We start from the raw sequence: 13,390 nt of genomic DNA on the forward strand, positions 1-13,390 counted from the left end.
GCGTACAAAGATGTTTCTTATGATGTCTGGCTATGCCCTGACTATCGGCGCAATGTATGAAAACTTGAGTAGCTACTCGCGCTACAGGCCGCGTCATAGCTAAAGAAAAGCGCACGTAAATGTGCGCTTTTCTCATAAGCAAGGTAATTACCGCTAGAAGATGCGGGAAGGGTCATCGTCCAGACTGGCGTATTGCCGGACGGCGGTACGCGAGGCCGCTGATACGGCACGCTGCTGCTGGCGTTCCTGAGCCGTCACTTCCAGTGACTCAGGCAATAGATCAATGATGGAGTGAAGCTTCTCAGCGTAGTGCGGGTCGGTAGCATAGCCGCGCTTCTGGAGCAGTGTGGCCCCTTCATGCGCCGTACTACCGGCAATGCCGCTGTAGCGCGGGTGCGAGGTCAGCATGCGTGCATAGTCTCGCATGGCATGTTCATCGGAGGAGTAGGCGCGGAAGCGTTCCTGTCGCTGCGAAGCCACACCGTTTTCATACTCGGTCGTAGTGGTGGCACGGCTGGCCTCGGCATAACGCCCAACGGCCTTGATGCCGAACAGGTTATGCCCGTCCCGTCCATCCTGATGCTTCACATCGTGACGACCCCAGCCGGTTTCCAGTGCGGCCTGTGCCACGATAAGGCGTACGGGAATGCCGCTTTCCGCACTGATGCGACGGGCGCTATCCCCGATACGTGCCAAGAAATTGGCCACATGAGGTGCGGCCTGCAGTTTCTCGCGCGCGATCTCCCACAGCGATGAGACAGAAGAAGAACTGTCAGTCGCTGACTCCTGATGCTGATGCCCTGCCGACGCCATCTGGCCGGCTGCCACATGTTCAGTTGGTGCACTGTGCACGCCAAACTGGCGCTGAGCTTGTGCCTCAGCGACGATATCGTTGATGGCCCGCGGTTGGCCCATCGGGATGCCGGCAAGCGTTGCCAGAGTGGCACTATCGGCAGCGCCCCCCTGAGCCGACGCCCGTCCGCCACCAAGCTGCTGCTGCATCATGTCAGCGATGCCAATGCCGCGCGACGACATGGCCTGCGCCAGCTGCATGTCACGCATCTGGCCCATGGTCTTCATCGCCTCGCTGTTATAAAGGCTGCTTTCCGGTACCGAGGCACGCATCGTCTTCAACATCATGTTGAGAAAGATCGCTTCGAACTGCTGCGTGACCGGCTTGAGTCCAGAGCCAGCCTGCTGGCGCTCGGCGCGTGAGATGCTGGACAGACCGTTAACGTCCAGCGCGAATCCGCGAGAGGCATCAATCGTCATCAGATGATCTCCAGATCCGCCTGTAGAGAACCAGCCGCCTTAAGCGCTTCCAGAATCGAGATCAGATCCTGCGTTGATGCGCCCAGCGAGTTCAGGCTGTTGACCACGTCCACCAGATCCGTGCTGGCCGGAATAACCTGCAAAGCACCGCTTTCAGACTGCACCGAGATATTGGCACGCGGCGTGGTACGGGTCTCTCCGTTACTCAGCGGGCCGGGCTGGCTGACGTCATCCTGACGGTCGATAGTGATCGACAGGTTGCCATGCGCTACGGCGGCACGGCGCAGCTTCACGTCAGAGTTCATGATAACCGACCCTGTACGTGCGTTGATGGTGACCTTCGCAGGAGGTGCCGCTTCGTTGACCTGCACATTCTGCACCTGAGCCAAGAAGCCAACTCGCTCTGCCGGGTCCATCGGGGCGATCAGCTGAATATTGCGGGCATCCATGGCGGTCGCAATCGGGCGCTTGAAGTAGCGGTTGATCGCCGTCATCGTAGCGGCTGCCGTGTTGAAGTCAGCGCGCTTGAGGTCAAGGCTGACGATACCGTTGCGGCTCATATCCAGCGCTACTGAGCGCTCGATCGTTGCCCCGGCAGGAATGCGCCCTGACGACAGCTGGTTGATGGTGACGCTGGAACCACCGGATTCAGCACCGGCACCACCAATAACGACGTTCCCCTGCGCCAGCGCATACACCTGCCCATCAGCCCCTTTCAATGGGGTCATCAGTAGCGTACCGCCGCGCAGGTTCTTGGCCGTCCCCACCGAGGAAACGGTCACGTCAATCTGCTGACCGGGGCTAGCAAACGGCGGAACGTTGGCCGTGACCATGACGGCGGCCACATTACGCAGCTGCATGTTGGTACCAGAAGGCACCGTGATTCCCAGTTCCGACAGCATGTTATTCAAGGTCTGTGTCGTAAACGGGGTCTGTGTGGTCTGGTCACCACTGCCATCCAGCCCGACAACCAGTCCATAACCGATGACCGCGTTGTCACGTATCCCCTGGATCGTGGCGATGTCGCGAATCCTGTCGGCGCTGGCCAGCGGAACAACTGCTGGACTCAGCGTCAGCAAGGTACCCAGTGCAAGTGACAGTGCGCGGCGCGCAGTAATTGAACGTGGCATAATCAGGTATCAGAACGGTGAAATGTTAAGGAAGACGCGTTGCAGCCAACCCATGCGCTGAGCTTCGTCAATGAAGCCATCGCCGTAGTATTCGAGACGGGCATCCGCAATCTGCGTCGACTGAATCGTATTCTGTGCGGTGATGAAGCGAGGATTGACGATCCCGGACAAACGGATGTACTCGGTGCCTTGGTTGATGCCAATCTGACGCTCACCGATGACCGACAGGTTGCCATTGGGCAGTACATCGCGCACGGTCACGGAAATGGTACCCGTCACGCTGTTATTTGCTGCGGCAGCCCCTTTGCCGCTGAAGTCGTTCTTGCCGGACATATCCATGTTCTGGGATGCATCGACAAGCCCACCTGTCAGTTTCGGCACAGCCGTTACGGTCAAACTGCCAGACCCTTCACGCCCAGCAGAGGCGGAGGAGTTCTTGGCCGCATTGACCTTCTCGTTCAGCACAACAGTCAGGATGTCACCGATCCCGCGTGGGCGACGATCTTCGAACAGCGGGCGAACATAGTTGGCCTGATAGATCGAACCGTTGGCGACAGCGACTGGAGCGGGCTGGGGAGGTGAACTGGTAGGTCCGTTGACGATATTCTGGCGCGGGACGTACGCACAGCCTTCAAGCACAGCCAACAGCACCATGCCTAGCACGCCCGGCAACCATGACGAGGATCGCGTGCGGCAGCGCTTACGCGCTGCCTGTTTGTCATTGTGCGTACTCATGATCACAGCTGCGCCAGTTTGCTAAGCATCTGGTCTGCCGTGGACACAGCCTTGGAGTTGATTTCATAGGAGCGTTGGGTCTCGATCATACTCACCATCTCCTGCACCACGTTGACGTTGGATTTCTCCACGTACCCCTGATAGAGGCTGCCTGCGCCATTAGTGCCCGGCTGGGAATCGTTACGCGTACCGGAAGAATCAGTTTCCATGTACAGGTTGTCGCCCAAGCTCTGAAGTCCTGTCGGGTTGATGAACATCGACAGCTGGATCTGCCCGACCTGCTGAGCGGCAGAGTTCCCCGCCTGCGTCACGGACACAACACCATCCTTGCCTACCGTAAAGGAGGTGGCGTCGGACGGAATGGTGATCGTCGGATCGACTGGATAGCCCAGCGAAGTCACTAGCTGGCCGTTCTGATCCACCTGGAAAGCACCGTCACGGGTATAGGCCGTGTTGCCATCTGGCATCTGTACGGCGAAGAAACCGTTGCCATTGATGGCGAGGTCTTTAGAGTTACCGGTCTGCTCCAAGCCACCTTGAGTATGCAAACGTTCGGTCGCCATTACGCGGACACCGGTACCCATCTGCAACCCTGACGGCAGGTTGGTCTGCGCAGAGGACAGTGCCCCTGGCTGACGTTCATTCTGATAGAGAAGATCTTGGAAAACGGCGTTGGAACGTTTAAACCCGTTGGTAGAAACGTTCGCCAGGTTGTTGGACGTGACGTCCAGCTGAACCTGCTGAGCTTCAAGCCCGGTCTTGGCTGTAGAAAGTGCACGCAACATGCGAGTGCTCCTCGAATATCCTTAACTACATGAATAAAGGAAAGGCCTGCATGCCGTATGGCCGATTGCTCGCGTATCCGGCGCAAGCAGACCCTCACAAGAATCAGTTGATCGCTAGCAGAGAATTGGCTTTCTGCTCGTTCTCATCAGCCGTGCTGAGCGCTTTCATGTTCATTTCGAAGCGACGCGCTACGTCGATCATGGACACCATCGCATCGACAGCCGACACGTTGCTGGTCTCGATTGCGCCGCTTACCACGCGAACCGTGGTGTCCGCCTGTACTGGCGCGGCAGCGGAGCCATCGGGATTTGCACGCTGAACGAACAAGCCATCATCCCCACGTTCCAGCGATGACAGTGCCGGTTTTACCAGCTTGAGCTGCCCGATATCGTCCATGCGCTTGCCATCATTCGAGCGCACCATCACGGTACCTTCAGCGTTGATGTTGACATCGCCTTCGGTAGGTAGCACCAGCGGCTCACCACCGGTACTGCGGACAGGATGACCGTGAGACAGCAGCATGCCGTTACCGTCGACCTGCAGGCCGCCGTTACGGGTGTACCCTTCAGAACCGTCCGCTCGGGTGACGGCCAGCCAGCCTTCCCCTTTAATGGCGACATCCAGCGGGCGACCGGTCGTTTCGACCGTACCCTCTTTCGTTTCCATCCCAGGGGTCGTCTGCACGGCGGAAACGCGCGTGCCTTCACCGTCACCCTGCACCGGTACGGCACGGGTGGCGGCCAGCTGCGCGCGGAACCCTGGGGTACTGACGTTGGCCATGTTGTTGGCCACGATTGTCTGGCGATCCAGCGACTGCTTGGCTCCAGACATCGCGGTATAAATCATCCTGTCCATAACGATTCCTGCTCAGGTAGTGCCTCTATTCACCGCCACCTTTAACAGATGGCGGTGCTCAGGCCTTCATGACGTCATCAGGACTTCATGCTCATGACCGTCTGCAGGATCTGGTCCTGCGTCTTGATGGTCTGAGAGTTGGCCTGATAGTTACGCTGCGCAACGATCATGTTGACCAGCTCGGAAGAGGTATCGACGTTCGATGCCTCGCGAGCGCTGGACTGCAGGCTGCCCAGAGCGCCGGTACCCGGAGTACCCAACAGCGCCTGACCAGATTCGGTCGTTTCGACATACGCGGTATCGCCGATCGGTGACAGCCCGTTCATGTTGCTGAACGTTCCCATCACGATAGTGCCCAGCGTCTGTTTCTGGTCGTTGGAGTACTTGGCAATTATCTGCCCAGTTGAATCGATCGAAAGGCTGGAGTAGTCGCCGGCCTTATAACCGTCCTGGGAAATAGAGATGTTGCTGAAGTCGCGCGAGTACTGCGTGGAACCGGTGAAATCGAGCGTCGCATTGAACGCTGAGGTACCGTTATTTAGATCGCCAAAGTTCAGCGCCATCGTCTGACCAGAGGTCAGCTGGCCGTTGCTATCGAAGACCAAAGAGGACGACTGGACATTGTCCGTACGACCGTCAATGGCGGCTTTGGCATCCCACGTATTGCTGGCCGTTTTGGTGAATGTGACCTGTACGCTGTGGGAGTTACCCTGAGAGTCATACACGGTCAAGCTACGGCTGCTGCCCTGGCCCACTTCGGTATTAGAGTTGAGGTTATAGCTGGCTGCCGCGCTGGTGGTGGCCTTGGCCGCCATCGCATTGCGGTTGACCTGAATAGCAGCAGGCTCGCCACCAGTGGTGGTGCCGGTATACCCTGTCAGCTGACCGCCAGTGGAATTCACCAGATAACCATCTTTATCCAGGTTGAACTGACCATTGCGGGAGTAAACGGTCTGGTTGCCCTGAGTCAGGCGGAAGAAACCACTGCCGTTGATCGCCAGATCAAGCTCACGGGAAGATTGCTCAATAGAACCAGAGCTGAAATCTTGGCTCGTGCCGGTGACGCGTGTACCGATACCCGTTGCACCGGCGTAGATGTCAGCGAACTCAGTACGTGCGCCCTTGAAGCCCACTGTCTGAGAGTTCGAAATGTTGTTACCGATAGTATCCAGGCTGCTGGAGGCGGCCTTGAGGCCACTAACGCCCTGTGTGAAGCTCATGGTTCACCCTTATTCAATGTCTGTTTCAATTGATTGAGAATGGCCCTTGGCATACACCCATGCAGGCAGGGCCATAGGTTCTGCACAGATCAGTAGATCTGATAGACGTCGTTCATCGTAGCGTTGCCGCTTGTCCCTAGATCCAACTGAACGGTGCCGCTAGTACCGGTATTGAGCACGCCATTGACCATTGCATAGTTGAGCGCACTCACATTGACAGCGCTGCCCTGAGAGGACGCAGAGACAACGGCATGGTAATTGCCAGAGGTTACGGCATTGCCAGACTCATCCAGACCATCCCACGTCATCGACTGCATGCCCGCATTCTGCGCGCCCAGATCAAAGCTCTTGACCACTTCACCACTGTTGTTGGTGATCTTAAGCGTGACTTTGTCGGCGGCCGCCGCCAGGTTGAATCCGAACGGTGTCGTTGCCACGCCATCATCCGTACTGGACACCATGATGCGATCACCGTTAACCAATACGCCGTGCCCAATCAGCGAACTGGCCTGCAGCTGCTGCGTACTGTCAATCTGGCTGGTGATGCCTTTCAGCGTGGTGTTCAGGCTTTCGATACCGCTAACGGTATTGATCTGAGCCAGCTGTGCGGTGGTTTCCGTGTTGCTGGCCGGATCGGTCGGATCCTGGTTCTGCAACTGCGCCATCAGCAGCGTCATGAACTGCTGCTGCAGATCGGTGCTGGCGGACGTTGTTGAAGAATCGCTGCTGGACGATGACGAACTCTTGTTTACCGGAATGGTCGAGATCGACGTCGACGAGGCACCAATTACACTGCTCATGTCATGCTCTCCTTGCGGTTCGGGTCTGCCGATTCAGGCCTACTGCCCCATCGACAGCGTCTTGCTCATCAGGGTCTTGTGCGTACTCAGCACTTCAAGGTTGGCCTGATAGGAGCGTGACGCTGAAATCATGTTGACCATTTCTTCAGTCGGATCGACGTTCGGCATGGTGATGTAGCCCTGCGCATCCGCCATGGGATGGCCCGGCGAATACTCGCGGCGCAGCGGCCGCTGGTTTTCGACAACTTGTGAAACCGTGACGCCGCCAACGGCCTCGCCGGGCTGGATGTCGGCCTGAAACACGACTTCGCGTGCCCGGTAAGGCTGTCCGTGCGGGTCAGCAACGCTGTCGGCGTTGGCCAGGTTGCTCGACACGGCGTTCATGCGCTGCGACTGGGCGGTCAGCGCGGAGCCTGAAATATCGAAGATGGACGGCATAAAACGTGTATTCCTTCTTTATCCTGGTCTCACACGCCACACCCTGAGTCAGAAACGACAGTGCAGTGGCCCACGCGGCTGATGTTCAAGCCGCTTCGTGGCGCACTGCAGGAAGGCGCATTCACTCGGAACCGCGCATCACCGTCGTCATGCTCTGGATATGGTTGGTGATCATCTGAAGATCCGCCTGATAATGCAGACTGTTCTCAGCGAAGTTGACGCGCTCCATGTCCATATCCACAGTGTTGCCATCGAGACTGGACTGCGCGGGAATGCGATACCCTAGCTGCGGATCATCCAGTGCACCGGAGGCTGCGCCTGCCATGTGCCCCGGTGAAGTCACCGCCAGCGTACGGGCGCTGCTCATGCCCGCCTGAGAATCCTGAAGCGCCGCATCGAGCTGACTGCTGAAGTCGAAATCGCGCGCCTTATAGTTGGGGGTGTCCGCATTAGCGATATTGGCAGACAGCACTTCCTGTCGCTGCGCATGCAACGACAGCGATTGCTGCATGAAATTGAAGGATGCGTTCAGCTGGTCAAGCATGAGTCCTACCCTGATGCAATTTCCGATGGCAGCAGGATAGAAAGAAATCACCGTTTTCCATCGGGCGAATAACCTCGGGTTTTCGGGCTATTTCCCCTCTTCTTCACTCAAGTGAATACGTACACTTGCTACACACCGAGGTGGCAGGCGGGCTCGTCATTCGATGCATAGAGATGGCACACGAGATGCCGATATCGCACGCCCTTGCGACAACCACGGCGAGTCGATACTGCTGGTCAAGCAGGTCATCAGCGTTTAACAGGTGGCACACGGGTCAGTTACAAACAGAGGGGAAGTCATGAAGCGACGTGCATTGGGACTTGCAGCAGCGCTGCTGATATCTGCGAATGCAGCAGCCAGCGAAGAACAGAGCGACCCACTCGTTTCAGTCGTCCAGCATTATGTTGAGCGCGTCGTGGCACAACAGGAAACCTCTGGAAAGATCGTTGTAGACGTGGTCCCCGCCCTCACGAATGCTGGGCTCTGCCAGATGCCTTGTCCGTTCATGCCGGCAGGACAGCGCATGCGGGGCAACATTACGGTGGGCGTGAAATGCATCAACGAACAAGGCCATGACATGCCGCGCTACTACCGTGCCCGTATCGGCATCGAAGATGATTACATCGTGGCCGCACGCGACCTGATGCCTGGCACCTTGCTGTCCGCTGCCGATATCGACACACAGCACGGCGATATCACGCGCCTGACCACCAGCAATGCACCGCTGGCACGCGCCGCGGATGTCGTCGGCCAGCGCCTGACACGCCGCGTCGTGGCAGGAGCGCCGCTGCAGACCACCATGGTTAAGGCTCCGCTCGTGATCACGCGTAATTCCCGCGTTACCGTCATTGCACGGCAGGCTGGTTTCACGATCACCGCGCAGGGCACGGCGATGGACGAAGCACCTTCAGAGGGACAGCTGCGGGTGCGGATGGATTCGAAGAAGATCATCATGGCGAGGGCAACAGCCCCCGGCGAAGCGGTTGCTATCCATTAAAGCTCGACATGGAATAGCCTCTAGAGAAAGTGTTTACTCGCTTTTCTAGCAAAAAGGCTAAAGCCGTCTGCCCGAGTGCCGATATCACCCGTGCAGGTCCGGAGAATACCTGCTTTGCCTTTTGAACACATGTCTAATAAATGCTGGATGCCCTTGGCATCTTTCAAGGATACGCCACTATGAAAATCAACCAGATCAATGGCGCTGTTGCCACGCTGAGCAGCCCGAATGCGGCCGCTTCTGAGCGAACCGACGACACTCGCACGGCGTCCACTTCCCGCGCACCGGAAAGTTCTGCCACGTGGCAGTCCACGGTATCCGAAACCGTGTCCGACAACAGCCAAGACATCGACACCGCACGCGTGAGCAAAATTCGAGAAGCCATTCAGAACGGTGAGTTCAAAATCGACGTTGAAAAGATCGCCGACGGTCTGATCGACGACACCCGTCGCTATCTCGATCAGGATTAGGCCATACCCGGCCTGGCAGGCCGCCTGAAGGCGGCCTGATTGTCCATTCCTGCTGCAACACGGAGACTCCATGACGACAGCTCGTACCCTTTCACACGCCCTGGAGCAGATGAGCGACGCCCTTGCCGAGCTCAGAGTGCTTATGCGCCGCGAACACGAACTGTTTGCTCATGCAAACATCGACATCGCCGCACTCAGTGAGATCACACAGCAAAAAGCACAGCTGCTCGGACAGCTCGAAACGTTCGAACAGCAGCGTCGTGAAGTCATCGAACAACAGGGATTCAACGGCCGCGACCGCGATGCCAGCCTGGCAGCCGCCGACGCCATCGGTGAAGGCGAACGCTGGCAGGATATTCTGGAAGTAGCCCGCCAAGTGAAGTCGATGAATGCCGTCAGTGCGACCATCATTGAAGAACGCTCCCGTATCGAGCGTCAGCTGATGAAGGCTATTCGTCCGGAAGAGAGCGAACCGCTCTACGGTGCCAGCGGCCGCCCGCAACGCCACCGTGCCTCGCGGTACCGCGTCGTCGGCTAAGCCCGCACAAAATTACTACGGGCATAAGTACAGCTTTTTCGACAGGCTTTACGCAGCATGAACACGCCTTCAGCGCAGGCCATTTCGACAGCAGAGATCTTGCCCGAATAAAAAAGCGGAGCACCGATGCCAGGGTGCTCCGCCAAACGCGCCATTGCGTCTATCGGTATGACCTCTCTTTCTTCTTCCGTACTGTACCCTCACCTCCTTTATCCTTCGGTTGCATCAGCGCCGCTGGCGGCGGCTGGCTTTTCTCCAGTGCTGTATGACGTCGCGCCCCCACACTAAGCGTTACTCATTACGTTGCGTGGGTGGTGGGTGGTGGGTGGCAGCCATCATCATCGCCTGCTCTAGATAGGGCTTCTCTCTTTCCGGTTCACTCGTGTCACAGCGTAAAGCTCATACCGTCCCGCGCGACCTGTACACCCTGCGGCAGCACGTGGGTCTGCAGGTAAACATCCAGCGCGTGCCCGATATGCGTCAGGTAGGTCTCCTGCGGGCGCAGACGGACGTGGATATGCAATGCACTTGTCAGATCATTGTGGTTGCGCGGCATGACCGCGGCAGGCGGCTCTGTGCAGTCAATGATCAGCCGATCCAACGTGCCCTGCTGCTCAAGGAACTGTAAGGTCTCGTCGGGCAACCCCACCGTATCGGTCAAATAGGCGATGCGACACTCCGAGGTTTCGATCAGATACCCCAGCGTCGGACGCGAGTGGTTCAGCGGCACCGGGGTGATCCTGAGCCGATGGAGGTGCAGCGGTTGAAAGGCCATCAGCGGCGGCTTGAAATCCAGCATACCGGGATGCTTGAACAGATCATCGCACCCCGCCAGATCGGGCGGGCCATAGACGGGAATCGGCTTGCCGACACCCCAGCGCAGCGGAAAGAGCCCCTGAACATGATCCATATGATAATGGGTCAACAGGATGCAGCGCTGCGTATACATGGACAGCCACGGTGCCAGCGACGGTAACCCCGCATCGATCAGCAGAATGCCCTTCGGGCTGTAGAGCGCGGCACAGCAGGAGTGCCGTTGCCAGCGAGATTCAAGCTGAGCGCGATGGCAGACGTCGCAATCGCAATCGAACACGGGCACCTGACGTGCATCTCCGGTACCTAGAAAGCGAAACGTAAAGAGTGGGGACACGGGCCATCTCCTTTTGATCCGATGGATCAGAGTGATGCCGCAGACTATGCGCTGATCGGATGCGCCAACAGCGCTCGGAACCGATTCGCGGTATCCGCCAGCGGACCATTATTTTCGATAAACAGGCAGGTCGCTGGCAGTTGGCGCTGTGCCGTTTCTGCGCGCTGCAACCGCTCATCGATCTGGGCGGGCGACTCGCGTCCTCGCGCCATCAAACGCTGGCGCAGCACATCCGGGGCCACGGTCAGGCATATGGGAAGTAGGCGCTGACCGTAACGCGCCTGAGCGTGCGGCAGATAGGCCCGCGAGCCATTGACCACCACGTCCAGTCGTCGCGTCAGCCATAGGTCGATTTCAGCACCAATAGCGTACTGACAGTCGTGGGCCTGCCAATACAGTGCAAACAGACCGTTGTCGCGCCGGAGTGCAAACTCAGCCTGACTGAGCGCGATGTGGTTCTCCCCAGTCATGCCTGCGGGTCGAGTGATATAGCGGTGAGCCACCAGCAGTCGAGGAACAGCTGCTTGACGCAATGCGTCAAGCAGACTGTCCTTGCCTGCCCCTGATGCTCCCATCAGATAGACAAGCATGCTCATATCAGTACACCCTTCTGCCTTGACGCCATACCTGCATCAGTTGGGTTCGCGGTGCCTGTCGCTGCACCAACAGCAGGTCGGCACGTTTTCCTTCCTGAAGGCTGCCACGATCATTCATGTGCAGCACTTCTGCAGGATGGCGCGACACCAGTGCCACTGCGGCGGGCAAATCCAGCAGATTGCTGTCGTCCTCGGCCACCATGAAGGCCGCGTCCAGCAGACTGGCGGGGTAGTAGTCCGATGACAGGATATCCAGCAATCCTGCGGTGGCCAGCTGATGCGCTGCCACGTTGCCCGAATGCGATCCGCCACAGATGATATTGGGTGCGCCCATCAGCACGCGCATGCCGGCTTGATGTGCCGCCTGCGCGGCCGCCCCTGTGGTCGGAAACTCGGCAATGTCAACGCCCAGCTGCTGCGACTCGTTCACATGCGCCACGGTTGCGTCGTCATGACTGGCCATCACGATGCCTTTCTTGCGACACAGCTCTGCAATGGCATAACGGTTGGGCTGAGACCAGCGCTGCGACCCTGCGATCTGCTCAGCTTCAAAGGCGGCCATCTGTTCATCATCAAGGTGGTACTTGCCCTTGTAGTACTGGTAGTACTTCTCGCGCGAGGCAAACTGACGCTGACCCGGCGAATGGTCCATCAGCGACGCCAGCTTGACCTGCGGTAGATCAGCCAGCTGCTCAAACAGCGTGAAGGTATCCTTGTGCGGCAGCTCACAGCGCAGATGGAGATAGTGATCGGCCCGGTTCACACCCGCCCGCTGGCTGCTCGCGACGGCGTCGGTCATACGGCGCAGGTTATCCAAACGGTGCCCGCCATCACGCACATCGCCCACGGCCAATGCATCCATAACGGTGGTGATGCCGTTGGAGATCAACAGCCCATCGTGGTTGCGCATGGCAGCGGCATCGGGCCAGTTCACCCCGGGGCGGGGCGTGAAGCACTTATCGAGGTTATCGGTATGCAGTTCGATCAGCCCCGGCAGAAGCCAGCCGCCTTCGCCGTCGATTGCACCCGGCTGGTGACTGTACCCTTCACCGATGCCCGAAATCACACCATCAGTCACCTCCAGTGATCCGAACACCACCTCATCGTCGAGCACCATACGTACGTTGGTAATGATCATGCCGTCACCTCCCTATCGGTGGCCGCGATCGCCATCATGTAGTCATGATCGGCCACCGTCTGACGCACTTCTTCATCGTGAAAGATACCCACGACCGCACAGCCGCGAGCCTTTGCTTCCTGAATGAGCTGCACTACTGCATTGCGGTTCGCCACGTCCAGCGATGCCGTTGGTTCGTCCAGCAACAGGATCGGGAAATCACCGATGAAGCCGCGGGCGATATTGACGCGCTGCTGCTCGCCACCCGAGAACGTGGCCGGTGCTAACGACCACAGCCGTTCGGGCACGTTGAGGCGTGTCAGTAACTCGCCCGCCCGATGTTCGCTTTCCTGACGGTCGGCTCCCTGCTCAAGCAGCGGCTGGATGACCACTTCCAGCGTGCTGATGCGCGGGATGACCCGTAAGAACTGGCTGACCCACCCCACCGTGTAGCGACGCACCTGCAACACATCACGCGCATCGGCGCTCACCATATCGACCCAGCCGCCGCGGTGGCGCACGAAGATATGGCCGCCGTCGGGTTGGTAGTTGCCGTACAGTGAACGCAGCAGTGTGGACTTGCCACTGCCCGAGTGGCCGTTGAGCGCCACGCACTCACCGCCGGCCACCGTCAGGCTGATGTCATGGAAGACCGGTAGCCGCGTGCCATTCTGGTTATGCAGCACGAAGGTCTTGCTGACGTTTTCAACGCGCAGTTGTATATCCATCGTCATGCTCCTTG

The 13,390-nt window shown here is 58.3% G+C and carries 16 protein-coding genes; 3 read left to right on the forward strand and 13 right to left on the reverse strand.

Translation table 11 applies throughout. From position 1 onward, the window contains the following. Positions 1-153 precede the first annotated feature (153 nt). From flgJ to flgB, 9 genes are all read right to left on the reverse strand, one after another. Complete coding sequence (gene flgJ / locus ZBT109_RS07870) at positions 154-1,272, reverse strand: flagellar assembly peptidoglycan hydrolase FlgJ (protein WP_051523919.1); 1,119 nt, start codon at positions 1,270-1,272, stop codon at positions 154-156. Next, on the reverse strand, positions 1,272-2,402 hold the full coding sequence (locus ZBT109_RS07875; RefSeq protein ID WP_027705475.1) for a flagellar basal body P-ring protein FlgI: 1,131 nt from the start codon (positions 2,400-2,402) through the stop codon (positions 1,272-1,274). Before ZBT109_RS07875 ends, flgJ begins: the two co-directional genes overlap by 1 nt. A 9-nt stretch (positions 2,403-2,411) precedes the next feature. Then, complete coding sequence (locus tag ZBT109_RS07880) at positions 2,412-3,056, reverse strand: flagellar basal body L-ring protein FlgH (RefSeq protein ID WP_051523925.1); 645 nt, start codon at positions 3,054-3,056, stop codon at positions 2,412-2,414. Positions 3,057-3,139: 83 nt separating this feature from the next. Beyond that, the gene (flgG, locus tag ZBT109_RS07885) at positions 3,140-3,922 is read right to left on the reverse strand and encodes a flagellar basal-body rod protein FlgG (protein WP_027705473.1); all 783 of its coding nucleotides are present in this window, start codon (positions 3,920-3,922) and stop codon (positions 3,140-3,142) included. A 103-nt stretch (positions 3,923-4,025) separates the two neighbouring features. Next, positions 4,026-4,778: a flagellar basal-body rod protein FlgF gene (gene flgF / locus ZBT109_RS07890; RefSeq protein WP_027705472.1), complete on the reverse strand. Its 753-nt coding sequence runs from the start codon at positions 4,776-4,778 to the stop codon at positions 4,026-4,028. Between the two features lie 77 nt (positions 4,779-4,855). After that, positions 4,856-5,998 (reverse strand): flagellar hook protein FlgE, encoded by a 1,143-nt coding sequence (gene flgE / locus ZBT109_RS07895; RefSeq protein WP_027705471.1) that lies wholly within the window; start codon positions 5,996-5,998, stop codon positions 4,856-4,858. A gap of 89 nt (positions 5,999-6,087) precedes the next feature. Then, on the reverse strand, positions 6,088-6,798 hold the full coding sequence (locus ZBT109_RS07900) for a flagellar hook assembly protein FlgD (protein WP_051523917.1): 711 nt from the start codon (positions 6,796-6,798) through the stop codon (positions 6,088-6,090). Between the two features lie 39 nt (positions 6,799-6,837). Further along, entirely contained in the window at positions 6,838-7,236 is a 399-nt protein-coding gene (gene flgC / locus ZBT109_RS07905; protein ID WP_027705469.1) for a flagellar basal body rod protein FlgC, read from the reverse strand. A 121-nt stretch (positions 7,237-7,357) separates the two neighbouring features. Next, positions 7,358-7,780, reverse strand: coding sequence for a flagellar basal body rod protein FlgB (flgB, locus tag ZBT109_RS07910; RefSeq protein ID WP_027705468.1), 423 nt, complete (start codon positions 7,778-7,780; stop codon positions 7,358-7,360). Positions 7,781-8,078: 298 nt separating this feature from the next. Between flgB and flgA the strand changes: the two genes are divergently transcribed. The 3 genes from flgA (at position 8,079) to ZBT109_RS07925 (ending at position 9,785) form a co-directional block, all read left to right on the forward strand. Beyond that, a complete protein-coding gene (flgA, locus tag ZBT109_RS07915) occupies positions 8,079-8,777 on the forward strand; it encodes a flagellar basal body P-ring formation chaperone FlgA (RefSeq protein WP_027705467.1) in 699 nt (232 codons plus the stop codon). Positions 8,778-8,956: 179 nt separating this feature from the next. Then, the gene (gene flgM / locus ZBT109_RS07920) at positions 8,957-9,247 is read left to right on the forward strand and encodes a flagellar biosynthesis anti-sigma factor FlgM (RefSeq protein WP_027705466.1); all 291 of its coding nucleotides are present in this window, start codon (positions 8,957-8,959) and stop codon (positions 9,245-9,247) included. Positions 9,248-9,317: 70 nt separating this feature from the next. Further along, positions 9,318-9,785, forward strand: a complete 468-nt coding sequence (locus ZBT109_RS07925) for a flagella synthesis protein FlgN (protein WP_027705465.1) — start codon at positions 9,318-9,320, stop codon at positions 9,783-9,785. 385 nt (positions 9,786-10,170) lie between these two features. Here the strand turns inward: ZBT109_RS07925 and phnP are convergent, their stop codons facing one another. Genes phnP through phnL form a run of 4 tightly spaced genes read right to left on the reverse strand, consistent with a single transcriptional unit; the run spans position 10,171 to position 13,376 of the window. Beyond that, positions 10,171-10,935, reverse strand: a complete 765-nt coding sequence (gene phnP / locus ZBT109_RS07930) for a phosphonate metabolism protein PhnP (RefSeq protein ID WP_027705464.1) — start codon at positions 10,933-10,935, stop codon at positions 10,171-10,173. Positions 10,936-10,979: 44 nt separating this feature from the next. Continuing rightward, the gene (gene phnN / locus ZBT109_RS07935; RefSeq protein ID WP_027705463.1) at positions 10,980-11,531 is read right to left on the reverse strand and encodes a ribose 1,5-bisphosphokinase; all 552 of its coding nucleotides are present in this window, start codon (positions 11,529-11,531) and stop codon (positions 10,980-10,982) included. Between the two features lies 1 nt (position 11,532). Further along, positions 11,533-12,669: an alpha-D-ribose 1-methylphosphonate 5-triphosphate diphosphatase gene (gene phnM, locus ZBT109_RS07940; RefSeq protein ID WP_027705462.1), complete on the reverse strand. Its 1,137-nt coding sequence runs from the start codon at positions 12,667-12,669 to the stop codon at positions 11,533-11,535. Continuing rightward, positions 12,666-13,376, reverse strand: a complete 711-nt coding sequence (gene phnL / locus ZBT109_RS07945) for a phosphonate C-P lyase system protein PhnL (protein ID WP_027705461.1) — start codon at positions 13,374-13,376, stop codon at positions 12,666-12,668. The genes phnM and phnL overlap by 4 nt, the downstream gene beginning before the upstream one ends. Positions 13,377-13,390: the final 14 nt, after the last annotated feature.

The organism is Zymobacter palmae, assembly GCF_003610015.1.
GTDB classification, from domain to species: domain Bacteria; phylum Pseudomonadota; class Gammaproteobacteria; order Pseudomonadales; family Halomonadaceae; genus Zymobacter; species Zymobacter palmae.